26 protein-coding genes are annotated in these 19,694 nt (G+C 63.3%); 13 read left to right on the top strand and 13 right to left on the bottom strand.

Annotated features, from left to right (window positions below; genetic code table 11):
• Positions 1-72 precede the first annotated feature (72 nt).
• From acuI to AC1DYJ_RS16105, 4 genes are all read right to left on the bottom strand, one after another.
• Positions 73-1,062, bottom strand: coding sequence for an acrylyl-CoA reductase (NADPH) (gene acuI, locus AC1DYJ_RS16120; RefSeq protein ID WP_477287677.1), 990 nt, complete (start codon positions 1,060-1,062; stop codon positions 73-75).
• A 94-nt stretch (positions 1,063-1,156) separates the two neighbouring features.
• Positions 1,157-1,645 carry a signal peptidase II gene (lspA, locus tag AC1DYJ_RS16115; RefSeq protein WP_477287679.1) on the bottom strand — a complete coding sequence of 163 codons (489 nt, stop codon included), beginning with the start codon at positions 1,643-1,645 and terminating at the stop codon, positions 1,157-1,159.
• Positions 1,642-2,499, bottom strand: coding sequence for a TrmH family RNA methyltransferase (locus AC1DYJ_RS16110; protein ID WP_477287681.1), 858 nt, complete (start codon positions 2,497-2,499; stop codon positions 1,642-1,644). The genes lspA and AC1DYJ_RS16110 overlap by 4 nt, the downstream gene beginning before the upstream one ends.
• Before the next feature lie 34 nt (positions 2,500-2,533).
• Positions 2,534-3,610: an RsmD family RNA methyltransferase gene (locus tag AC1DYJ_RS16105; protein ID WP_477287683.1), complete on the bottom strand. Its 1,077-nt coding sequence runs from the start codon at positions 3,608-3,610 to the stop codon at positions 2,534-2,536.
• A gap of 282 nt (positions 3,611-3,892) precedes the next feature.
• Here AC1DYJ_RS16105 and AC1DYJ_RS16100 point away from each other — a divergent pair, with 282 nt between their 5' ends.
• From AC1DYJ_RS16100 to AC1DYJ_RS16075, 6 genes are all read left to right on the top strand, one after another.
• Positions 3,893-5,116: an RNA ligase RtcB family protein gene (locus AC1DYJ_RS16100; protein ID WP_477287685.1), complete on the top strand. Its 1,224-nt coding sequence runs from the start codon at positions 3,893-3,895 to the stop codon at positions 5,114-5,116.
• Positions 5,103-5,720: a peptide chain release factor H gene (gene prfH / locus AC1DYJ_RS16095; protein WP_477287687.1), complete on the top strand. Its 618-nt coding sequence runs from the start codon at positions 5,103-5,105 to the stop codon at positions 5,718-5,720. Before AC1DYJ_RS16100 ends, prfH begins: the two co-directional genes overlap by 14 nt.
• Before the next feature lie 102 nt (positions 5,721-5,822).
• Positions 5,823-6,521, top strand: a complete 699-nt coding sequence (locus tag AC1DYJ_RS16090) for a helix-turn-helix transcriptional regulator (RefSeq protein ID WP_477287689.1) — start codon at positions 5,823-5,825, stop codon at positions 6,519-6,521.
• Positions 6,522-6,611: 90 nt separating this feature from the next.
• Complete coding sequence (locus tag AC1DYJ_RS16085) at positions 6,612-6,992, top strand: VOC family protein (RefSeq protein ID WP_477287690.1); 381 nt, start codon at positions 6,612-6,614, stop codon at positions 6,990-6,992.
• A complete protein-coding gene (locus AC1DYJ_RS16080) occupies positions 6,989-7,423 on the top strand; it encodes an EVE domain-containing protein (protein ID WP_477287692.1) in 435 nt (144 codons plus the stop codon). Before AC1DYJ_RS16085 ends, AC1DYJ_RS16080 begins: the two co-directional genes overlap by 4 nt.
• Positions 7,424-7,539: 116 nt before the next feature.
• Positions 7,540-7,968 carry a VOC family protein gene (locus tag AC1DYJ_RS16075; protein WP_477287694.1) on the top strand — a complete coding sequence of 143 codons (429 nt, stop codon included), beginning with the start codon at positions 7,540-7,542 and terminating at the stop codon, positions 7,966-7,968.
• Here the strand turns inward: AC1DYJ_RS16075 and lhpI are convergent.
• The 4 genes from lhpI to sppA all read right to left on the bottom strand — a co-directional run bounded on the left by lhpI (position 7,958) and on the right by sppA (position 10,674).
• Positions 7,958-8,923, bottom strand: coding sequence for a bifunctional Delta(1)-pyrroline-2-carboxylate/Delta(1)-piperideine-2-carboxylate reductase (gene lhpI / locus AC1DYJ_RS16070; RefSeq protein WP_477287696.1), 966 nt, complete (start codon positions 8,921-8,923; stop codon positions 7,958-7,960). The two genes, AC1DYJ_RS16075 and lhpI, sit on opposite strands and share 11 nt — an antisense overlap.
• 30 nt (positions 8,924-8,953) lie before the next feature.
• On the bottom strand, positions 8,954-9,298 hold the full coding sequence (locus tag AC1DYJ_RS16065; protein ID WP_477287698.1) for a LapA family protein: 345 nt from the start codon (positions 9,296-9,298) through the stop codon (positions 8,954-8,956).
• Positions 9,299-9,352: 54 nt separating this feature from the next.
• Positions 9,353-9,637, bottom strand: coding sequence for an integration host factor subunit beta (locus AC1DYJ_RS16060; RefSeq protein ID WP_006200394.1), 285 nt, complete (start codon positions 9,635-9,637; stop codon positions 9,353-9,355).
• A gap of 80 nt (positions 9,638-9,717) precedes the next feature.
• A complete protein-coding gene (gene sppA, locus AC1DYJ_RS16055; RefSeq protein ID WP_477287699.1) occupies positions 9,718-10,674 on the bottom strand; it encodes a signal peptide peptidase SppA in 957 nt (318 codons plus the stop codon).
• 295 nt (positions 10,675-10,969) lie between these two features.
• On the opposite strand from sppA, the gene lptC reads away from it, so the two are divergent.
• From lptC to ptsN, 6 genes are all read left to right on the top strand, one after another.
• Positions 10,970-11,683, top strand: coding sequence for an LPS export ABC transporter periplasmic protein LptC (lptC, locus tag AC1DYJ_RS16050; RefSeq protein ID WP_477287702.1), 714 nt, complete (start codon positions 10,970-10,972; stop codon positions 11,681-11,683).
• The gene (locus AC1DYJ_RS16045) at positions 11,670-12,251 is read left to right on the top strand and encodes an LptA/OstA family protein (protein WP_477287704.1); all 582 of its coding nucleotides are present in this window, start codon (positions 11,670-11,672) and stop codon (positions 12,249-12,251) included. Before lptC ends, AC1DYJ_RS16045 begins: the two co-directional genes overlap by 14 nt.
• Positions 12,251-13,069 (top strand): LPS export ABC transporter ATP-binding protein, encoded by an 819-nt coding sequence (gene lptB / locus AC1DYJ_RS16040; protein WP_477287706.1) that lies wholly within the window; start codon positions 12,251-12,253, stop codon positions 13,067-13,069. Before AC1DYJ_RS16045 ends, lptB begins: the two co-directional genes overlap by 1 nt.
• Before the next feature lie 215 nt (positions 13,070-13,284).
• Positions 13,285-14,811 carry an RNA polymerase factor sigma-54 gene (gene rpoN, locus AC1DYJ_RS16035; protein ID WP_477287708.1) on the top strand — a complete coding sequence of 509 codons (1,527 nt, stop codon included), beginning with the start codon at positions 13,285-13,287 and terminating at the stop codon, positions 14,809-14,811.
• Positions 14,812-15,104: 293 nt separating this feature from the next.
• Positions 15,105-15,689 (top strand): ribosome hibernation-promoting factor, HPF/YfiA family, encoded by a 585-nt coding sequence (hpf, locus tag AC1DYJ_RS16030; RefSeq protein ID WP_477287710.1) that lies wholly within the window; start codon positions 15,105-15,107, stop codon positions 15,687-15,689.
• Between the two features lie 59 nt (positions 15,690-15,748).
• Entirely contained in the window at positions 15,749-16,213 is a 465-nt protein-coding gene (ptsN, locus tag AC1DYJ_RS16025) for a PTS IIA-like nitrogen regulatory protein PtsN (RefSeq protein ID WP_006200387.1), read from the top strand.
• A 74-nt stretch (positions 16,214-16,287) separates the two neighbouring features.
• On the opposite strand, the gene AC1DYJ_RS16020 is transcribed toward ptsN, so the two are convergent.
• Complete coding sequence (locus AC1DYJ_RS16020) at positions 16,288-16,545, bottom strand: BQ00720 family protein (protein WP_112562677.1); 258 nt, start codon at positions 16,543-16,545, stop codon at positions 16,288-16,290.
• Between the two features lie 64 nt (positions 16,546-16,609).
• Positions 16,610-17,035 (bottom strand): Hsp20 family protein, encoded by a 426-nt coding sequence (locus tag AC1DYJ_RS16015; protein WP_023669741.1) that lies wholly within the window; start codon positions 17,033-17,035, stop codon positions 16,610-16,612.
• 144 nt (positions 17,036-17,179) lie between these two features.
• Here AC1DYJ_RS16015 and AC1DYJ_RS16010 point away from each other — a divergent pair, with 144 nt between their 5' ends.
• The gene (locus tag AC1DYJ_RS16010) at positions 17,180-18,121 is read left to right on the top strand and encodes a nucleoside hydrolase (RefSeq protein ID WP_477287713.1); all 942 of its coding nucleotides are present in this window, start codon (positions 17,180-17,182) and stop codon (positions 18,119-18,121) included.
• 60 nt (positions 18,122-18,181) lie between these two features.
• Here the strand turns inward: AC1DYJ_RS16010 and AC1DYJ_RS16005 are convergent, their stop codons facing one another.
• The 3 genes from AC1DYJ_RS16005 to AC1DYJ_RS15995 form a co-directional block, all read right to left on the bottom strand.
• Positions 18,182-18,553, bottom strand: a complete 372-nt coding sequence (locus AC1DYJ_RS16005) for a hypothetical protein (protein WP_477287715.1) — start codon at positions 18,551-18,553, stop codon at positions 18,182-18,184.
• A gap of 57 nt (positions 18,554-18,610) precedes the next feature.
• Positions 18,611-18,883 (bottom strand): hypothetical protein, encoded by a 273-nt coding sequence (locus tag AC1DYJ_RS16000; protein WP_477287717.1) that lies wholly within the window; start codon positions 18,881-18,883, stop codon positions 18,611-18,613.
• A gap of 148 nt (positions 18,884-19,031) precedes the next feature.
• Complete coding sequence (locus tag AC1DYJ_RS15995) at positions 19,032-19,646, bottom strand: LysE family translocator (RefSeq protein WP_477287719.1); 615 nt, start codon at positions 19,644-19,646, stop codon at positions 19,032-19,034.
• Between the last annotated feature and the right edge of the window lie 48 nt (positions 19,647-19,694).

The following is a 19,694-nucleotide window of genomic DNA, read 5'->3' as shown; positions in this document are numbered from 1 at the left end:
TTTTGTGCGGTTTTCGGCATCGCATGATCTTTTCCGACAACCGGATTCTTTTCGGAATCATGCTTCGGAACCTCACATATCCACCACCACTCGGCCCCTGATCTTGCCCTCGACGATGTCGTGGGCGGCGGCGATGATGCCGTCGAAGCCGATGGTCGTCGACAGGCCGGCGAGTTTTTCCAGGTCGAGATCGCTGCCGATGCGGCGCCAGGCTTCGAGGCGCACGGCCTTGGGCGCCATCACCGAATCGATGCCGAGGAGCGAGACGCCGCGCAGGATGAACGGGGCGACGCTCGACGGCAGGTCCATGCCGCCGGCCAGGCCACAGGCGGCGACCGCACCGCCGTAGGAGGTCATCGACAACACATTGGCCAGCGTGTGGCTGCCGACGGCGTCGATGCCGCCGGCCCAGCGCTCCTTGGCCAGCGGCTTGGCCGGCTGGGACAGCTCCTCGCGCGAAATCACTTCGGCGACGCCGAGGTCGATCAGATAGGGGCTTTCGGCGTTGCGGCCGGTCGAGGCGATGACGTGGTAGCCGAGGCTGGAGAGCAGCGAGACCGCGACCGAACCGACGCCGCCGGCGGCACCCGTGACCACCACCGGGCCGCGATCGGGCACAATTCCGTGCCGCTCCAGCGCCATGACGCACAGCATCGCCGTATAGCCGGCGGTGCCGACCGCCATTGCATCATGCGCGCTGATGCCGTCGGGCAATGGCACCAGCCAGTCGCCCTTGACGCGGGCGCGCCCGGCATAGGCGCCGAAATGCGTTTCGCCGACGCCCCAGCCATTGAGGATCACACGATCACCCTTGCGCCAATCGGCATGCGAGGACGAAATCACCGTGCCGGCGAAATCGATGCCCGGCACAAGGGGCCAGCGGCGGATCACCGGCGCCTTGCCTGTGATGGCCAGCCCATCCTTGTAGTTGACCGTGGTCGCCTCGACCGCGACGGTGACATCGCCCTCCATCAGGTCGGCCTCGGTGAGATCGACGATCTCGACCGATTGCTTCTTGTCGGCGTCGCGCGAAACGAGGATGGCTTTGAAGGTTTCGGGCACTTTTTTCTCCTCGGTCGGGCAGCTGTGAAGGCTGGCAAGGCTGGCCGGACTGTGCGGCGGCGGTCCGGCGAGGTCAATCAGTCGAAAGAAGCATTCAAGCGTCCGGACCTTGCGGCTTCGCCTCACGCCGCCAACCGATGAGTTCGTCGAAGACGATCAGCACGGCGCCGACCGAAATGCAGGCGTCGGCGAGGTTGAAGACAGCGAAGGACCACGTCTGCGTGTGGAACAGGATGTAATCGATGACGTGGCCATAGGTGACGCGGTCGACGAGATTGCCGAGCGCGCCGCCGACGATCAGCGCAAAGCCGGTGCGGGCAAATACGTGGCTGCGCGGCGTGAGGGTCGCAAGATAAAGCACGACAGCGACGACGAGGGTGGCAATGACCACCAGGCCAGTATCGCTCAAGGACGAAAACATCGAGAAGGCGATGCCGGTGTTGTAGGTGCGAAAGAGCGCTAGGAACGGCACCAGGTCGAGCTTTTCCTGGAAAGCGAGGCCGGTCTCGACCAGATGTTTTATCCACTGGTCGAGCGCAAAGGCGACGATGGCCAGCAGGACGTAGGGGGACCATGATTTCACGATTTGGCGTCCTCGGGGGCAAGCTTCAAGGCGCCGCGCCGGATCTCGAACAGCATAACGCCGGTGGCGACCGCCAGGTTGAGTGAATCGGCGCGGCCGGCCTGCGGAATCCGGAGCAGCCTGTCGCAGCTTTCCGCCAGATTGTCAGGCAGGCCCTGCTGCTCATTGCCCATCATCAGGAGCACCGGCCCTCTGGAGAAATCGACCGAGCGGTAGTCGACCGCGCCCTTCAGATGGGTGCCGACGACAAGGCCTGAAAAACTGTTGCGCCAGGCCAGAAATGCTTCCGGCGTTGCCCTGGTCACCGGCACGGCGAAGATCGAGCCCATGGTGGCGCGCACGGTTTCGACGGAAAACGGATCGGTGGTCTCGCCGACCAGGATGACGCCCTTGGCGCCGACGGCGTCGACGGTGCGGATGACAGTGCCGAGGTTGCCGGGGTCGCGCACCCGGTCGAGCGCCACCCAGACATCGCCGTCGCGGGCGCGGATGTCCTTCAGCGGCAGAAGTTTCTGCTGGAAGACGCCGACCACCATTTGCGGATTGTCGCGGCGGGTGATGGCGACCAGCACTTTTTCGGAGACTTCGAGCACGGTGCCGCCGGCGGCAACCGTGCGTGCCGCCACCTTTTCGACCGCCGCGTTGCCGCGCCCGGCCTTGGCAAAAACCAGCGTCTTGATCGACCAGCCGAGATCGAGCGCATCGATGACCAGCTTCAACCCTTCGGCCATGAAAGCGTTCTGCTGGTCGCGGAATTTCTTCTGCGCCAGCGCCTTGATGTCCTTGATCAGCGGGTTGGCGAGGCTGGTGACCTCCTTCACCTGCCCCGGCGCGCCGGCATGCCGCTCATTCATTTTTGACTCTCGGGCATTCAAGTCTCCCCGGCATTCAGGCCAGCCAGCGCGAAAACAGCGACGTCGAGAGCGCCCGGCCGGCGGATTGCTCGCGGATGATCAGTTCGCCCGACTCGACCGTGCCGCCCATGCCGGCGAAGGTGTCGCGCATCAGCGCGTGGATGGCGAAGAAGGAGGAGCGGATCGAATAGGCCGTCAGCACCACCGCCAGCGGCTTCGGCGTCAGGATCGCGCGGCAAAGGTCGGTGAGGCCGGGCAGGTCCTCGAACAATTGCCAGACCTCGCCCTTGGGGCCGCGGCCATAGGCGGGCGGGTCGAACAGGATGATGTCGTAACGGCTGCCGCGGCGTTCCTCGCGCTCGGCGAATTTCACCGCGTCGTCGACGATCCAGCGGATCGGCTTCGAGCCGAGGCCGGCCATCTCCTGGTTTTCGCGTGCCCAGCCGATCGCCTTCTTCGAGGCATCGACATGGGTGACCTCGGCGCCGGCGCGTGCCGCCACCAGCGAAGCAAGGCCGGTATAGCCGAACAGGTTCAGCACCTTGACCGGGCGCTTCGCCGCCGCGATCAGGCCAGCCATATGGTCCCAGTGCGAGGCCTGCTCGGGAAAGACGCCGACATGGCGAAACGAGGTGAAGCGGCCGAGATAGTCGATGCCGTCATGCTTCATCGGCCAGGTCTCGCCGAGCGGCATTTTGGGAAAGCGCCAGCGGCCGATGCCTTCCTCGTCGGTGTCGCCGGTGAAGATGGCGTCGGCGCGGTCCCAGTCCCTGGCCGGCAAGGCCTTTTGCCAGATCGCCTGGCCCTCGGGCCGCACGATGCGATAAGGCCCGTATTGTTCGAGTTTTTCGCCGGCACCGCTGTCGAGCAGCGCATAGTCCTGATTGGGCGCCACTTCGAGGATCACCGGCAGGCGCTCGGCGGGCAGGGCGCCATCGCGGCGGGCAAGGATGCGCGGCGCGGGCTTCGGATCAGACCGGTCGTCCGGTTTTGCGTCGTTGCGCCTGGCCTCCGGTCGCACTGGCGCAGCGGCCGGCTGCGGCCGCACGTGTTCGGCCCTGCCTTTTGCGGGCGGGCGGTTGTCGCGGCGTTTGTCGCGAAAAGACTTCAAGCAGGAGCGTCTCCGGGCCGAGTGGCCGCTTTTGGCATGTGGGCCGCGGCGGCGCAACAAGCGATGACGCTCGTACTGTTGCAGCCACGCACTTGTGTTTTCGCTCGCTTCCTCTAAGAGGGCCGCCTTGTTGTTTCTGGAATGGGAGCGAAAGATGACGACCATCTTCACAGCGCACCCCTTGAGGGTTCCGGCGTAAGCCAGCATTTTTGCTGACGGACGCCGGTCGAACGGATGCCTGACGGCGTCCGAATCCGGACCTGTATCCAGAGATGTTCCATCATGGGCAATCTTAGCGGGGGCCTCGGCTCCTCTTCGTCGTGCGTGGCGCAGCCCGCGCGCATCCACCATTGTTATTCGCCGCAGACATGGATCGAGGGCGCAGCACTCCAGCAGTTGAACAACGTCGCGGCGCTGCCCGGCGTCAGCTCGGTTGCGGCCTTTCCAGACCTGCATCCCGGCAAATACGGCCCGACCGGCATTGCCGTTCTGTCCAGGCTTTTGCATCCGCAGCTGATCGGCAACGATATCGGCTGCGGCATGTCGCTGTTCGAACTCGACCTGCCGCTGCGCAAGCTCAGGATCGACAGAGCGGCTGAACGGCTGCGCCAGCTCGAGGCCGAGAATATCTTCGATCCGGCTGAGGCGCTTTGCCGTTCGGACTTGCCGCGGGATCTCTATCCCGAGGCGCTAGGCACGATCGGCGGCGGCAACCATTTCTGCGAGCTGCAGGCGGTCGACGAGACGATCGATGCCGATGGCGAAAACCTGTTCGATCGCCAGAAGCTCTATCTTCTGGTGCATTCGGGCTCGCGCGGCCTCGGCGCCTTTGTCTTCGGGCAGATGCTCGATCGGCTGTCCACTCTGACCGAGGGCCTCGACCCCGACAGCGCTGACGGCATCTACTGGCGCCGCCAGCATGATGTCTGCGTTGCCTGGGCCTCGCTCAACCGCGCGCTGATCGCCGAACGTGCGGCGGCTGCGCTGAAAAGCGATGTCCGGTTGGTCAGCGACATCCCGCACAATCTCGTGCGCGACCGGGCTGACGGACTGGTGCATCACAAGGGCTCGGCAGCGGTTGCGGCCGGCGACATCGCGCCGATCGCCGGATCGCGGGCAAGCCTGAGCTATGTCGTGCGGGCTCTGGACGGCAGCGGGTCGTCGCTGGGCGGGATTTCGCATGGCGCCGGCCGCAAATACGACCGCGCCACCATGCATGGCCGCGTCGGCCGCAACCGGTCGGAGCGCGACGCGCTGTTGCGAAACGAATGGGGCGGGCAGCTGATCTGCGACGACCGCAATCTGGTCATCGAGGAAGCGGCAACCGCCTACAAGGATGCCGGCCAGGTGGTGCGGGATCTCAGCGAGGCCGGGCTGGTGACGGCACTGGCGGCGATGAGGCCGCTGGTGACATACAAGAAGGCCATCGACGGTCCGCCGGACCGGACGCGTGGCAAACCGAACCGCGACCGCTGGGAAAGGAGGGATCGCCATGCCCGCGATTGATCTTCTCGTCACCTCCGGCAACGGGCCTGTGGAATGCCGCATCGCGCTGATGGCGCTGGTTGGAATCATCGAAGCCGAAGCCGGCCGGCGCGGCTGCACCGTCGATGTCACCTTCGGCCATCAGCCGGACCGGCACGGCGCCAAATCCGCCTTGCTTTCCATCGAAGGCGCATCCGCGCCGGCGCTGGCGGCAGAGTATTGCGGCACCGTCAAATTCGTCTTCAAGAGCCCGGTGCGTCCGGGCCACAAACGCCAGAACTGGTTTGTCGGCGTGAAGACGGTGGATCTAGCGGCGGCAGCGCCTGCCGATGCTTCGATTGCGCTTGCCGATGTGCGCTTCGAAACACTTCGCGCCGGCGGCCCCGGCGGGCAGCATCAGAACACCACCGACAGCGCGGTGCGCGCCGTCCATCTGCCGACAGGCATTGTGGTGACGGCGCGCAACGAGCGCTCGCAGCATCGCAACAAGGCGATTGCCCTCAAGCGGCTGGAAGCCATGCTGCGGGTTCTTGCCGATCGCGAGGCCGAACAGTCGAAGGCGGACATCTTCATCGCCAACAAGGCGTTGGAGCGCGGCAATGAGGTCAAGGTGTTTCGCCTCTGACCGGAGCGGGCGCGGCAGCATTCCGGGCGGCTCGGACCGCCCTGGCTTCCTGCCGCGCCCAAGCGGCTCTATCGTGGACTTAGGCTCCAGTCTCCGAGAATCATGTCCCGTTCCGAACGCCTGCTCGACCTGATCCAAATCCTGCGCCGGCATCGCCGGCCGGTCAGCGGCCACACGCTTGCCGGCGAGATGGGCGTTTCGATCCGCACGCTCTACCGCGACATCGCCACGCTGCAAGGGCAAGGGGCGCCGATCGAGGGCGAGGCGGGGCTGGGCTATGTGCTGAAACCCGGCTTCATGCTGCCGCCGCTGATGTTCACCGACGAGGAGATCGAGGCCATTGTGCTGGGATCGCGTTGGGTTGCCAGACAACCGGACAAGCGGCTGTCGGAGGCAGCCACCGATGCGCTGGCCAAGATCGCCGCCGTGCTGCCGGACGATCTGCGCGACGATCTCGATGCAAACGCGCTCCTGGTCGGCCCGCGCGGTGAATTGGTCGAAAGCGTCGACCTCGGCGTGGTGCGGCAGGCGATCCGCAACGAGAGAAAACTCGGCTTTCTCTATCGCGATGCCGGCGGCGCCGCGTCCGAACGCATGGTCTGGCCGTTTGCGCTCGGTTTCTTCGACAAGGTGCGGGTGGTGGCGGCCTGGTGCGAGACGCGGCAGGATTTCCGCCACTTTCGCGCCGACCGCATGTCCGATCTCAACACCACCGATATCCGCTATCCACGCCGGCGGCAGGTGCTGCTGAAGGAATGGCGGGCGACATTGGATGCGTCGAAGCGTCAGCCCGGCGCCTGATGCTTCTTTCCGCGTGCTGTCGATCGCTGCTGCCAGAATCTGACAGTAGGGTCGCCTATGCTCCTCCAATCGAAACCTTGGAGAGCAGACATGAACACCCCCAATTTCGTCATCCTCTATGTGGACAGCCCGCAAAAGAGCGGCGCCTTCTATGCCAGCTTGCTCGGGCGCGAGCCGGTTGAGACTTCACCGACCTTTGCGATGTTTGTTCTCGACAAGGGCTTCAAGCTCGGCCTCTGGTCGCGCCATACCGTTGAGCCGGCGGCTGCCGCGACGGGCGGAGGCGGCGAACTTGTGCTGGCAGTCGAAAACGCGGCAGCGGTGGACGCCACGCATCAGGGTTGGGCGAGCCGGGGCCTTGCCATCCTGCAAGCGCCCACTGACCTCGATTTCGGCCGCACCTTCGTCGCTCTCGATCCCGACAACCATCGCCTGCGCGTCTATTGGCCGTTCGAAGGAGCCCAGGCATGAGCGCCCATTGGATCGCGGTGGCTTCCGCCGAACATGTGCGACGCGGCCGCGCGGCCGGCTTCATGCAGGTCAACCACGGCAAGGCGGCACCGCTGCGCCGCATCAAGCCTGGCGACGGTTTGGTCTACTACTCGCCGACCACCGTCTTGCGCGAGAAGGACGGGCTGCAGGCTTTCACCGCCATCGGCACGGTGCGCGAAGGCGAGCCTTATCAGGGCGACATGGGCGGCGGCTTCACGCCGTTCCGGCGCGACGTCGCATGGTCGAACGGGACGGAGGCGCCGATCAAGCCGCTGCTCGAACAACTCGACTTCACCAGGGGCAAATCGAACTGGGGCTATCAGCTGCGCTTCGGCCTGTTCGAGATCAGCCAGCACGATTTCCAGCTGATCGCGCAGGCGATGGGCGCCAACATCGCCGAGGCGGCGTGAGGTCTTCGGCTTGATTGGCAATGATCACAAGGCTGCTGGGGCCAAGCCGTCAGCAGCCTTGTACGACAACAATACCAGCGGTTTGAAACGCCGCACTTGTTTCCAAGGAGAATATTATGGACTTCGTCTCAATTCGCATCATCACCGACCAGATCAAACCTCTGGTGGCATTCTACGAGACGATCACCGGCCTTAGCGCAACCTGGTTCACGCCAGATTTCGCCGAAGTGGCAACCGCTTCCTGCACGCTGGCGATCGGCAGCACGCGCACGCTGGCGCTGTTCGGGGCGGACGTGGCGCAGCCTGCCGCCAATCGCTCGGCCATCATCGAGTTTCGTGTCGATGATGTCGATGCGGAGTACGGCAGGTTGAGGGAAATCATCGGCGATTTCGTGCAGACGCCGACGACCATGCCATGGGGTAACCGATCGTTGCTGCTGCGCGATCCCGACGGCAATCTGGTGAACTTCTTCACCCCGGTCAGCGCCGAAGCGATCCGGAAGTTCGATCGCAAGGCGGGCGTCGTGGCAGACGCTACGGCTTGAGCGCGTTGTAGACGGCGATGCCGGCGGCGAGATCCTCGAGCGCGGCGCCAACCGATTTGAACAGGGTAATCTCACTGGCGCTCTGACGGCCCTTTTTCTCGCCGCGCGCCAGTTCGTGCAGATCGGCGACGATCGCTTCCGGCTTCAGCACGCCGGAGGCGAGTGGCTGGACGATGTCGCCGGCTTCCTTGGTGGCCCCGGCGCGGGTGTCGACATAGATGCGGGCACGCATGATCGCATCGTCATCGCTTTCGCGCATGGTCGGCGTGAAGCCGCCGACCAGATCGACATGCGCGCCCGGTTTCAAGAGCGCACCCTTGACCAGCGGCGTCGTCGTGATCGTCGCCGACGAGACGATGTCGGCTTGAGCAAGCTCGGCGTCGAGATCGCCAGCGGCCTCGGCCGCAAAACCTTCAGCGCTTAATTCCGCCGCGACCTTTTCGGCATTGGCCAGCGTGCGGTTCCAGATGCGGATGGTCTTGATCGGCCGCACCGCCGAATGCGCCTTGGCCAGGAATGGCGACAGCGCGCCGGCGCCGACCACCAGGAGCCGTGAGGCGTCCTCGCGGGCGAGATAGGAGGCAGCCAGCGCCGAGGCGCAAGCGGTGCGCCACTGCGTCAATCGCTGGCCGTCGATCAGCGCCTCGGGCTCGCCAGTGGCGCCGTTGAGCAGGAGATAGAGGCCCATGACAGCCGGCTTGCCGATGGCGTTGTTGTCGGGCGAGACGGTGACGATCTTGACGCCGATATGGCCGCCCACCGATGTGCCGGCGGCATGGAAGTCGGTCCAGGCCGGCATCAAAAGCAGCGTGGACGTGGCGCCGTCGGGCCGCTCGACGCCGTGATGATGGCGGACCGGCTGTACAGCACCCTCGCGGAAGGCCGTGCGCAATGTCTCGACCAGTCCGGGAAAGGTCAGCGCCTGGTCGACAGCGTCGGCCGAAATGGTCAGCATGCAAAACTCCGCGACGATAAAAGCGCCGGCTCAGGCCGTCGGCTTCGGTAGCGCCGTCCCCGGGGCAGAGCCTTGCGGCGCGGCCGGCACGCGGCTGACCGCCTGGCGCAAATTCTCGGCTTCGACGCCGCGCTGGCGTGCCAGCTTGCGGTAGCGGCCCTGCTTGACCCAGGTCGCCAGGCTGCCGACGACCATGCCGATGGCGAGCGCCACGAACAGGTAGATGAACAGCGGCAAGTTCAGCGTCAGCTTCGGGTTGCCGGGATTGAACGGGTCGAGCGTGAAGGCGACCAGTTCGCGGTTGGCGACGGCCAGCGCAATCAGGATGACGGCCAGCGGCACGAAGACCACGATGAGTATGAAGCGGTTGAACATAGAGATTCCTTGGGGAGGGCAGGCCTTGAGAAAGGCCGGCGCGTTGGTCCGCGCTTATTTGCCGCCGTTCAGCCTTTCACGCAATTCCTTGCCGGTCTTGAAGAACGGCACCCACTTCTCCTCGACCTCGACGGATTCGCCGGTGCGCGGGTTGCGGCCGGTGCGGGCAGGGCGGTTTTTCACCGAAAAGGCGCCGAAGCCGCGCAACTCGACCCGGTTGCCTTCAGCAAGGGCATCAGTGATCTCGTCGAATATCGCCCCCACGATGTTTTCGACGTCGCGCAGGAAAAGATGCGGGTTGCGCGTGGCAATGATCTGCACAAGCTCGGATTTGATCATCAGAAAGGTCCCCGTGAAAGCGCTGCGGTCAAATTATCAGGATGATTTTATTTGCTTTTTTACTCGCCCCAGACGGCAGATCAAGGGTGCCAGACGGAAACGAGACCGTCAAGAAACAAGCGATCAGCGCCAATTTCGTGAAGAACGTCGCTTCCCGAGTCCGACAGGCCGAGCGCGCTGCCGACGCTGCGCGCCATTGCTTTCGAGAACAGGAAGCCGCCACGCCGTTCGGTGTCCTTCCATTCTACCACCTTGAGCTTGGCGTCGACGCCCTTGGTTGCCAGCCAGTCGATCGCCACGCTTTCGCCGCCGACAGCGTCGATCAGACCGTTGGCGAGACCCTGGCGGCCGGTGAAGATCGAACCGTCGGCCAAGGCGAGTGCCTGCTCGCGGGTCATCTTGCGGCGCTCGGCGACGATTCCGACGAACCAGTCATAGCTGTCGAGGATGAGCTTGCGGACCATGGCGCGCTCATCGTCATTGGTCGGCTTGAAGGGCGAGGGCGCGGCCTTCAGCGGTGAGGATTTCACCTCTTCGAGCTTGATGCCGACCTTGTCCATCAGGCCGCTGACATCGGGATACTGGATCAGCACGCCGATCGAGCCGACGATCGAGGTCTTGCGGGCGACGATGTGGTCGCTGGCGCTGGCGATCATGTAGCCGGCCGATGCGGCCAGCGTGCCGACCTCGGCCACCACCGGCTTGTCGGCGGCAAGCTTGCGCACCTCTTCGTAGATCGATTCGCCGCCAACTGTGGTGCCGCCGGGCGAATCGATGGCCAGGATGACGCCCTTGACCTGCGAGGACGTGCGGATGGTTTCCAGCCGCTTGATCAGTTCCTCGTCTTCGGTGATGGTGCCTTCGATCCTGACCTTGGCGATGTGGTCGACGGAAGTGCCGCCGAGGTCTTCGCCGTAGAACCAGCTTGCAAGCGCAATCACACCGAGGGCCACGATGGCAATGGCGGCACCGCGCCAGAAGGTCAGCTTGCGCCGCAAGCGGCGGCGGTCGATCAGGTCGTCGGCTCTCAGTGCCATGGTCTGCCTCATAGTCGGTGGGAAGCGATGCTTTTAAAGCAAGCGTCAGCGCCCGGCTACCTCTTCCTCACGGGCCTGCGACGAAGCGACCGAGGCAGTGGCAGCCTTTCAGGAAAGAATTACGCGGCGCGTTGGTTTCTGCTATGAAGTGCCGAAATTGTGTCGCCTGATTTCCGTTTGCAAAAACAACGGCGGTCACATTTTTGCGGTTTTCCTCCGCTTGTGCTTGCTTGCGGGGGCCGGCAACCCACCTATAGCAGGTGTTTTGGCGGCAAGGGTTTATTAGAAGACAGTCATGCTAGCGCGATCGAACGAACCGACCAACGCCGATGCGGCCTTGGCGCCCACGGCGCCAGCGGGCACGCGCGGTGACGCCTTCGACCGTGCCCAACGCCATTCGCGCCGCGTGCGGGTGCTGAAATTCGCAGTGCCGCTGCTTGCCGCCGGCATCGCGGTTGCATTTCCGGTCTATTCCTATCTCGCGGCGCCGATCAACATTTCGATACAGGCAGACGGCACCGCTTTCGCCGATGGCAAGCTGGTGATGGCCAATCCCAAGCTCAACGGTTTCACTAAGCAGAAGCTTCCCTATTCGCTGACGGCGGAGCGCGCCATCCAGGACGTCGGCAAGCAGGACATCATCGAGCTCGAAGGCATCCATGCCAAACTGCCGCTGACGGCCGACAATGTGGCGGTCGTCGACGCCAAGCGCGGCATCTACAACCGCAGCGCCAACACGATGGACATGACCAGCGACGTCACCGTCACCACCACCGACGGCGTCGCGGCCATCTTCAAATCGGTCTTCCTCGACATGGGCAAAGGCTCTATGAAGACAGGCGATCCGGTCGATGTCAGCCGCAACGGCTCGCGGATCACGGCGGGTTCGATGTCGGTCGAAGAAAATGGCAAGGTTGTCGTTTTCGAAAACAAGGTAAGCGTCCACATCGATCCGGCCACTATGAAGGCGGCAGAGGCAAAGAGCGGAGAATCGAATGCGTCCCAGTAATTCGGCACGGCTTGTCGCCGCAGCCTCGGCCTTGCTGTTGCTGGGTATGGCGCCGTCCTGGGCTCAGTCCAGCGCCAGCAGCCAATCGGGGCTCAAGCTGTCGGGCGACCAGCCGATCCAGATCGAAAGCGACAAGCTCGAGGTCCGCCAGGCCGACAGCATGGCGCTGTTCAGCGGCAACGTCACCGTCACGCAGGGGCCGACGCTGCTCAAGGCCGGCAGTATGGAGGTCTACTACGTCAAGGACCCCAATGCCGCCAAGGGTGCGGCCGCCGGCGCTTCGGCGATGACAGGTTCGGCAAACATCGATCACCTGGTGGTCAAAAACAAAGTCTACATCAAGTCGAATGACCAGATCGCCACTGGCGACAACGCCACGTTCGACATGAAGACGCAGGTTCTGGTCCTGTCGGGCAATGAAGTCGTGCTGTCCCAGGGCCCAAACGTGCTCAAGGGCTGCAAGCTCACCGTGCAGATGAAGAGTGGCCTGGCTCAGGTCGATGGTTGCGGCAAGCGCGTCATCATGTCGATGACGCCGCCGCCGAAATCCGAGGCGCCGAAACAGTAATGACTGGCGTATCTTCGCTGCTGACCCGCCTTCCGGGACGGGCGGCGAGCAAACTTGCTGCCCCGGCCACGGTCACTGTCGATTCCGCGAAGTTCAAGGGCACCCTGATCGCCAAGGGTCTGACCAAGAGCTACAAGGGTCGCAAGGTGGTCAGCGGCGTCACCATCGGCGTGCGCGCCGGCGAGGCTGTCGGATTGCTCGGCCCGAACGGCGCCGGCAAGACCACCTGTTTCTACATGGTCACCGGCCTGGTGCCGGTCGACGAGGGCACGATCGAGATCGACGGTTTCGACGTCACCTCGATGCCGATGTACCGCCGCGCCCGACTCGGCATTGGTTATTTGCCGCAGGAAGCATCGATCTTCCGCGGCCTCAATGTCGAGCAGAACATCCGCGCCGTGCTTGAGGTGGTCGAGAAGGACCGCAAGGTGCGCGAGCGCAGTCTCGACGAACTGCTCGAGGAATTCCACATCAGCCATCTGCGCAAGTCGCCGTCCATGTCGCTGTCGGGCGGCGAGCGGCGGCGCCTCGAAATCGCCCGTGCGCTGGCGACGCGCCCGGCCTACATGCTGCTCGACGAGCCTTTCGCCGGCATCGACCCGATTGCCGTCGCCGACATCCAGCAGCTTGTGCGCCATCTGACGGCGCGGGGCATCGGCGTGCTCATCACCGACCACAATGTGCGCGAAACGCTCGGCCTCATCGACCGCGCCTACATCATTCATGCCGGCCAGGTGCTGACGCATGGCCGCGCCGACGAAGTGGTGGCTAACCCCGATGTGCGCCGGCTCTATCTCGGCGAGGGTTTCACACTCTGAGCGTGAAATTTGTTTCCTGACGTGATTTTTTGCCGCGTCGCCGGAGTTTTTTCGCCGATTTTGCGTGAGATAGCGCTCCGGTAGGCGCCTTTTGCCAGCATTTGCCTTGACAAGCAAAAGCCGGGCCAGTTTCTATGGAGGGTCGGAAAAATTCATTTTTCGGCAGCTTCTGATGTGTAGGCTTGCGGGTGCAGAAGGGCGTTTGAAACCGAACCATGGCGCTGGCGGCGAAATTACAGCTACGACAATCCCAGTCGCTGGTGATGACGCCGCAGCTGATGCAGTCGATCAGGCTGCTGCAGCTCACCCATATCGAGCTCGACCATTTCATCGACGACGAGATCGAGCGCAATCCATTGCTGGAGCGCGCCGAGCCCCAGGACGACGCCGCAAGCGACCAGGTGCAGAAGAGCGATGCCGCGCCTGAGCCAGCCGCCGATGGCGACTGGTTCGAGAGCGAGACGGTCTGGAGCGCCGAAGCAATCTCGGACAAGCTCGACAGCTCGCTGGAAAACCTGTTTCCTGACGATCCCGGCACCAGCGAGCGGCTCGGTCCCGACCTGACGGCGCAGTGGAAGTCGGCCACCGGCAATGGTTCGTCCGGCTCGTCCGAAGGCTTCGACGTCGGCGACATGGCTGCTGCCGCCATCACGCTGCGCCAGCATGTCGGCGAGCAGATCGCGCTTGCCTTTGCCGATCCGGCCGCAAGGCTGATTGCCGGCGAGCTGGCCGATGGCCTGGACGAGGCAGGCTATCTGCGCGCCGACCTGGCAGACATCGCAAAACGGCTCGGCGGCGATCAGGCCATGGTGGCCAAGGTGCTGGCCGTCTGCCAGACATTCGAGCCGGTCGGCCTGTTTGCGCGCGACCTTGCCGAATGCCTGTCGCTGCAGCTTGCCGTGCGCGATCGCCTCGATCCGGCGATGAAGACGTTGATCGGCAACCTCGAACTCCTGGCGCGACGCGACTTCCAGACGCTGAAGCGGCTTTGCGGGGTCGACGAGGAGGATCTCCTCGACATGCTGGCCGAAATCCGCGCGCTCGACCCGCGCCCGGGTACGGCATTTTCGGGCGGCACCAGCGACGCCATCGTTGCCGATGTCGAAGTCCGCGCCGCCAATGATGGCAGCTGGACGGTCGAGCTCAATGCCGAGACGCTGCCGCGGGTTTTGGTCGACCACATCTATTTCGCCCAGGTCTCGCCGCAGGCGAAGAACCAGGCGGAGAAGGATTTTTTGGCCGAATGCCTGCAGAACGCCAATTGGCTGACGCGCAGCCTCGACCAGCGGGCAAAGACGATCCTGAAAGTGGCGTCGGAAATCGTGCGCCAGCAGGACGCTTTTCTGGTTCATGGCGTACGTCACCTCAGGCCGCTCAACCTGCGTACGGTGGCCGACGCCATCGGCATGCACGAATCGACCGTGAGCCGGGTGACGGCCAACAAATACATGCTGACGCCGCGTGGCGTGTTCGAGCTGCGCTATTTCTTCACCGCCTCGATCGCGGCGTCGGGCGGCGGCGACGCGCATTCCTCTGAAGCGGTGCGCGACCGCATCAAGCAGCTGATCGACGAGGAAAAGCCCGCTGACGTGCTGTCCGATGACGCCATCGTCGACATGTTGAAGGAAAGCGGCGTCGATATTGCCAGGCGCACGGTGGCCAAATACCGCGAGGGCATGAACATCCCCTCCTCGGTGCAGAGGCGGCGTGAAAAGCGCGCTTTGGCCAGTGCCGGGCGCTAGTTGTGCTTGCCCGACGGGGCTTTTGCTACGGCTGGATTTCCACAAGTTTGGAGCTTCATTGACAAGCTGCAATGAAGTGTCTAGAAGCCCGCCCGCATGAGACGGGCTTGCGGCCCGCATGCGGATGGTCCGTCACGATGAAGGCCACGGGACGGCCAAGAAGGCGGATTGTGATCAACCGGAAAGTTCGGATCTAAAATCGGCGCGAGTTGACGCCGCAAAGCTTGTGCGCACGGACCACGAGTATAAACTCTGGCCAGTTTGAAGCCTGAGCAAGGAAGGTCAGTTTTCAGATGAAGCTGCGCATATCGGGAAAGCACATGGATATCGGCGATGCGTTTCGTACGCGCATCACCGATCGTGTCGGCGAAGCGATCGGTAAATATTTCGATCGCGGTTTTTCAGGACATGTCACCGTCATCAAATCGGGGTCGCGCTATTCCGCCGACTGCATGATAAGGCTGGATTCCGGCGCTTCTCTGCAGGCGACCGGGGATGCCCAGGATCCAACGCTGGCCTTCGAGGCGGCGGCGGATCGCCTCGAAACCCGGCTTCGGCGCTACAAGCGCCGGCTGAAATCGCACAATTCAGGCAATGGCAACGGCGAAATCACCGACATCGCCTATACGGTGATGGCGCCGCTTGCCGACGACGACGAGGAGTTTCCGGAGGATTTCGCCCCGGCCATCGTCGCCGAATCAACCATGACGCTGCAGACCATGTCGGTGGCGTCGGCAGTCATCGAGCTCGACACCAAGGAGAGCCCGGTCTTCGTCTTCCGCAACGCCGGAAACGACCACCTCAACATCGTCTATCGGCGACCGGACGGAAATATCGGCTGGATCGACCCGTCCACGACCAAAGTCGCACAAGGATAATTGCCAGCCGCGCGAGGGGCGAGGACTGGCGACGGCAGGCGAATAAGGGATTTTCAAGCATGGATCTGAGCGATCTTATCAACGTTCCGGCGATCATGCCGGCGTTGAAGGCGAACTCCAAAAAGCAGCTTCTGCAATTGCTGTCCGAGAGAGCGGCGGCGATTTCGGGCATTCCGGAGCGCGAAGTGTTCGACACCATCCTGCAGCGCGAACGGCTGGGTTCCACCGGCGTCGGCAACGGCATCGCCATTCCGCATGGTAAGCTCGCGGGGGTCAAGCGTATCGCCGGCGTCTTTGCCCGGCTGGAGACGCCGGTCGATTTCGAGGCGCTGGACGACCAGCCGGTCGATCTGGTGTTTCTGCTGCTGGCCCCGGAAGGCGCCGGCGCCGATCACCTCAAGGCGCTGTCGCGCATCGCCAGGGTGCTGCGTGACGCTGACACGGTGGCCAAGATCCGCGGCACGCGCGATGCGGTCGCCATCCACGCGCTGCTGTCGGACACGCAGGCTTCGCACGCTGCCTGAAGTTTTGTTGGATTAAGCGTTCCAGGGGCCGCCAAAGGCGGCCCTGTGCATTTCCGACACTGAACGCTATCGCCTTAGTGAATGGCGACGGTGGTCAGGTCGTTTTCCATGGCGCCGGCCAGAGCCCGGTCTTTCGCATCCGAAAGCAGGATCGGCTGGCCGTTGGCGGCAAACAGCGCCCACAGGACCATTCCGGGCGCGATTTCGCCGAGATTGGGAAAGCGGCCGAGCAATTCTTCGCTCGAGACCTTGCGGAGGTAAGCGACCGAGCCTTCGCCGAGATGGGCGAATTCGCCGCTGGTCATGGTGATGGTTTCGTCAGTTCTGGTCATTTCAAGCCTCCTTGGCGCGAGGACGCCGCTCAAGGCCATCCCGCATGAGAGCCATCGGTAAAGATCAGTCTTTCACCGATATATTTATTTTCCGTACCAGCCGTTCGGTGTCAGGCCGATCGAGATCGATCGACAAAAGGCCGTTCTTCAGTTCCGCTGCGATCACCCGCATGCCGTCGGCCAGCACGAAACAGCGCTGGAACTGGCGCGCGGCGATGCCGCGATGGAGGAATTCGCGCTCGGTGTCGTCGGTCTGACGGCCGCGCACGACCAGCTGGTTTTCCTCCGTGGTGACATCGAGATCGCTTTCGGCGAATCCCGCGACAGCGAGCGTAATGCGCAGCCTTTCGGCCTTGCCGTCGGCACCGCTGAGGCGCTCGATGTTATAGGGAGGATAGCTGTCACCGGATTTCGCCAATCGTTCCAGGGTCTTTTCCATGGCATCGAAACCCAGGAGAAGCGGGCTGGAGAAGGGCGTCATTCGGCTCATGTTACACTGTCCTCTTTGGAGCGACATAAACTGGAAAAACCCGGATGGCATTTTTCCCGATGGTCTTGATATGGTCCGCGCCGCGGCGAAGTTCAAGCCGTCTAAAACCCCCGCCAAAAAGACTCCCCCGCATAAGGAAATGAAATGCCCCAAACCCGCAAGATCATCATCGACACGGATCCCGGCCAGGACGATGCCGTCGCCATATTGCTGGCGCTCGGCAGCGCCGAACTGGAGATCGTCGGCATCTCCGCTGTTGCCGGCAACGTGCCGCTGAAATTGACCGAGAAGAACGCCAGAAAAATCTGCGAACTGGCCGGCCGGCCCGACATCAAGGTCTATGCCGGCGCCATCCGCCCGCTGGCGCGCGAACTGGTCACCGCCGAGGAAGTGCATGGCAAGACCGGCCTCAACGGCCCGCAACTGCCCGACCCGAAGATGAAGCTGCAGCACCAGTATGCGGTCGATTTCATCGTCGAAACGCTGATGAAGGAAGAGGCCGGAACCATCACGCTGTGCGCGCTCGGCCCGCTCACCAATGTCGCGCTGGCGCTGATCCGCGAACCGAAGATCGCACCGCGCATCAAGGAAATCGTGCTGATGGGCGGAGGTTTCTTCGAAGGCGGCAATGTCACGCCGACCGCCGAGTTCAACATCTATGTCGACCCGCAGGCTGCAGACCTGGTGTTCAAATCCGGCATCCCGATCGTCATGATGCCGCTCGACGTCACCCACAAGGCGCTGACCACAGCCAAGCGTACACAGGCCATCCGTCAGCTCGGCACCAGGGTCGGCACCGCGACGGCCGAGATGCTGGAATTCTTCGAGCGCTTCGACGAGGAGAAATACGGCACCGATGGCGGGCCGCTGCACGATCCGTGCGTCATTGCCTATCTCTTGAAGCCGGAGCTGTTCACGGGCCGCAACTGCAACGTGACCGTCGAAACGGCCTCCGAGCTGACCATGGGCATGACCGTCATCGACTGGTGGGGCGTGACCAAACGGCCGAAGAACGCCATGGTGATGCGCGACATCGACCATGATGCGTTTTTCGCGCTGCTGGTGGAGCGGTTGGCGCGGCTCTAAGCCTGCCTCGATGCAGATCGTTCGCCCAGGGGCTTGCGCCTCTGGGCGATGGCTGTTCGCCTATTCGCGCAGCAGGCGGTATGTTTGGGTGTCGTTGCGGCGATGCTGCCGCTCGATCGAGACCTTGGCGCCGATGGCTCGCGGCGCTGTCGCGTCGCCATAGACGAAGACCAGGCGGTCATTTTCGTCGAGGCGAATTCCATACAAATAGGTGAACCCTCTGCCGGCCGAGCTTTCGGGATCCGGAGTCGTGTTGAGAACGTTGATCACAGTACCGGTCAGGCGTTCCACATTGACGATGGGGCTGCTTTGCCTTGCAATCGGGATGCCGATTGCAAGGGCGCAGACGCCTACGACGAGGATGGTGATGAGGATGCCCCTGAGGTTCTCCTGCAGGGTTATCCAGGCGAGGGAATGCCGGTGATTGGTCATGCGTATCACCTGACAGCAAGGACGCTGTGTTTCATCGGTACCGTGACCGGTGGTGGTTCAATTCGCGAACCTGTAGAAGGTCGAGCCATTCTCGCGCGTGACAAGCTCCAATCTTGCCGGCGCGCCGATCAGATGCGGGAGGTCGTCTTCGACAAGAGTGGACGAACCGGTTTCGAGTGCAACCAGATAAAGCGTGCGGCCGTGGTCTGAATGGGTACTTCTGACCGTTGCGTCGATTGGCTCGACCGACCGGATGGGGCTCGCATCATTCGTCCATTTGTAGAGAGCCGAAGGAACCATCACCGCAAACAGCACGACGATCAGGACCACGCCGGGCGTGTCCCTTTTTATGCCAGCGTAAGTCCATGACATCGACGTGAATCCCCCCACGCCGATTCATGTGGTGGCGTAAAGGCAGACTTTCAATCAGCCTTTGTGTTCCGGCTCATACTGCGTCGGGGATATCTGTTCGCGGTTGTTACTTCGCCTTTGAAAAGGCCAGCCACAGGCCGCCGCCGACCAAAAAACTGCCGCTGATCCTGGACATCAGCTTGATGCGGCTGGCCGAGAGCAGGCGTCCGGCGCGGCTGGCGGCGAGCGCGTAGGTCGAATCCGAGACGGCGGCGAAGATCATGGCGGTGAGGCCCATGACGACGATCTGAAGCGTGTAGTTGCCCTGCGGGGCGATGAACTGCGGGAAGAAGGCGCCGAAGAACACCAGCGTCTTGGGGTTGCTCAGCGCCACCAGCAGGCCCTGCAGGAAGAAGCCGCCGCGCGGCTTCCTGGCGGTGCCGTCGGCGTTCAGCGTGCCCTTGGCGCGGAACATCTGCACGCCCATCCAGATCAGATAGGCGGCGCCGATCAGGCGCACCCATTCGAACCAGTGGCCCATGCCCGATATCAGCGTGTTGAGGCCGATGCCGACAATCGCGATCATCACGGCAAGCCCCGCCTGCGTGCCGGCGACATTGGCGAGCCCGGCGCGCGCGCCATGGCGGATGCTGTTGGCGATGATCAGCGTCACGGTCGGGCCGGGCACCAGGATGATGACGATGCAGGCAAGGACATAGGCGGCGTAGAGTTCCAGCGACATTGGGTTCCTCGGGGATTTCCTCAGGCAGGATGCGCCTCGCACGGGCGC

It is taken from the genome of Mesorhizobium sp. P2_B11 (genome assembly GCF_056404855.1).
Note: the sequence above shows the minus strand (reverse complement) of the source record. Positions and strands in the feature narration are given on the sequence as shown.

Coding starts and splice junctions, on each gene's coding strand:
- AC1DYJ_RS16110 (WP_477287681.1), bottom strand. CDS start 2,499: ATGAATGAGCGGCATGCCGGCGCGCCGGGGCAGGTGAAGGAGGTCACC.
- AC1DYJ_RS16100 (WP_477287685.1), top strand. CDS start 3,893: ATGGGCAATCTTAGCGGGGGCCTCGGCTCCTCTTCGTCGTGCGTGGCG.
- prfH (WP_477287687.1), top strand. CDS start 5,103: ATGCCCGCGATTGATCTTCTCGTCACCTCCGGCAACGGGCCTGTGGAA.
- AC1DYJ_RS16090 (WP_477287689.1), top strand. CDS start 5,823: ATGTCCCGTTCCGAACGCCTGCTCGACCTGATCCAAATCCTGCGCCGG.
- AC1DYJ_RS16085 (WP_477287690.1), top strand. CDS start 6,612: ATGAACACCCCCAATTTCGTCATCCTCTATGTGGACAGCCCGCAAAAG.
- AC1DYJ_RS16080 (WP_477287692.1), top strand. CDS start 6,989: ATGAGCGCCCATTGGATCGCGGTGGCTTCCGCCGAACATGTGCGACGC.
- AC1DYJ_RS16075 (WP_477287694.1), top strand. CDS start 7,540: ATGGACTTCGTCTCAATTCGCATCATCACCGACCAGATCAAACCTCTG.
- lhpI (WP_477287696.1), bottom strand. CDS start 8,923: ATGCTGACCATTTCGGCCGACGCTGTCGACCAGGCGCTGACCTTTCCC.
- AC1DYJ_RS16065 (WP_477287698.1), bottom strand. CDS start 9,298: ATGTTCAACCGCTTCATACTCATCGTGGTCTTCGTGCCGCTGGCCGTC.
- AC1DYJ_RS16060 (WP_006200394.1), bottom strand. CDS start 9,637: ATGATCAAATCCGAGCTTGTGCAGATCATTGCCACGCGCAACCCGCAT.
- sppA (WP_477287699.1), bottom strand. CDS start 10,674: ATGGCACTGAGAGCCGACGACCTGATCGACCGCCGCCGCTTGCGGCGC.
- lptC (WP_477287702.1), top strand. CDS start 10,970: ATGCTAGCGCGATCGAACGAACCGACCAACGCCGATGCGGCCTTGGCG.
- AC1DYJ_RS16045 (WP_477287704.1), top strand. CDS start 11,670: ATGCGTCCCAGTAATTCGGCACGGCTTGTCGCCGCAGCCTCGGCCTTG.
- lptB (WP_477287706.1), top strand. CDS start 12,251: ATGACTGGCGTATCTTCGCTGCTGACCCGCCTTCCGGGACGGGCGGCG.
- rpoN (WP_477287708.1), top strand. CDS start 13,285: ATGGCGCTGGCGGCGAAATTACAGCTACGACAATCCCAGTCGCTGGTG.
- hpf (WP_477287710.1), top strand. CDS start 15,105: ATGAAGCTGCGCATATCGGGAAAGCACATGGATATCGGCGATGCGTTT.
- ptsN (WP_006200387.1), top strand. CDS start 15,749: ATGGATCTGAGCGATCTTATCAACGTTCCGGCGATCATGCCGGCGTTG.
- AC1DYJ_RS16020 (WP_112562677.1), bottom strand. CDS start 16,545: ATGACCAGAACTGACGAAACCATCACCATGACCAGCGGCGAATTCGCC.
- AC1DYJ_RS16015 (WP_023669741.1), bottom strand. CDS start 17,035: ATGAGCCGAATGACGCCCTTCTCCAGCCCGCTTCTCCTGGGTTTCGAT.
- AC1DYJ_RS16010 (WP_477287713.1), top strand. CDS start 17,180: ATGCCCCAAACCCGCAAGATCATCATCGACACGGATCCCGGCCAGGAC.
- AC1DYJ_RS16005 (WP_477287715.1), bottom strand. CDS start 18,553: ATGACCAATCACCGGCATTCCCTCGCCTGGATAACCCTGCAGGAGAAC.
- AC1DYJ_RS15995 (WP_477287719.1), bottom strand. CDS start 19,646: ATGTCGCTGGAACTCTACGCCGCCTATGTCCTTGCCTGCATCGTCATC.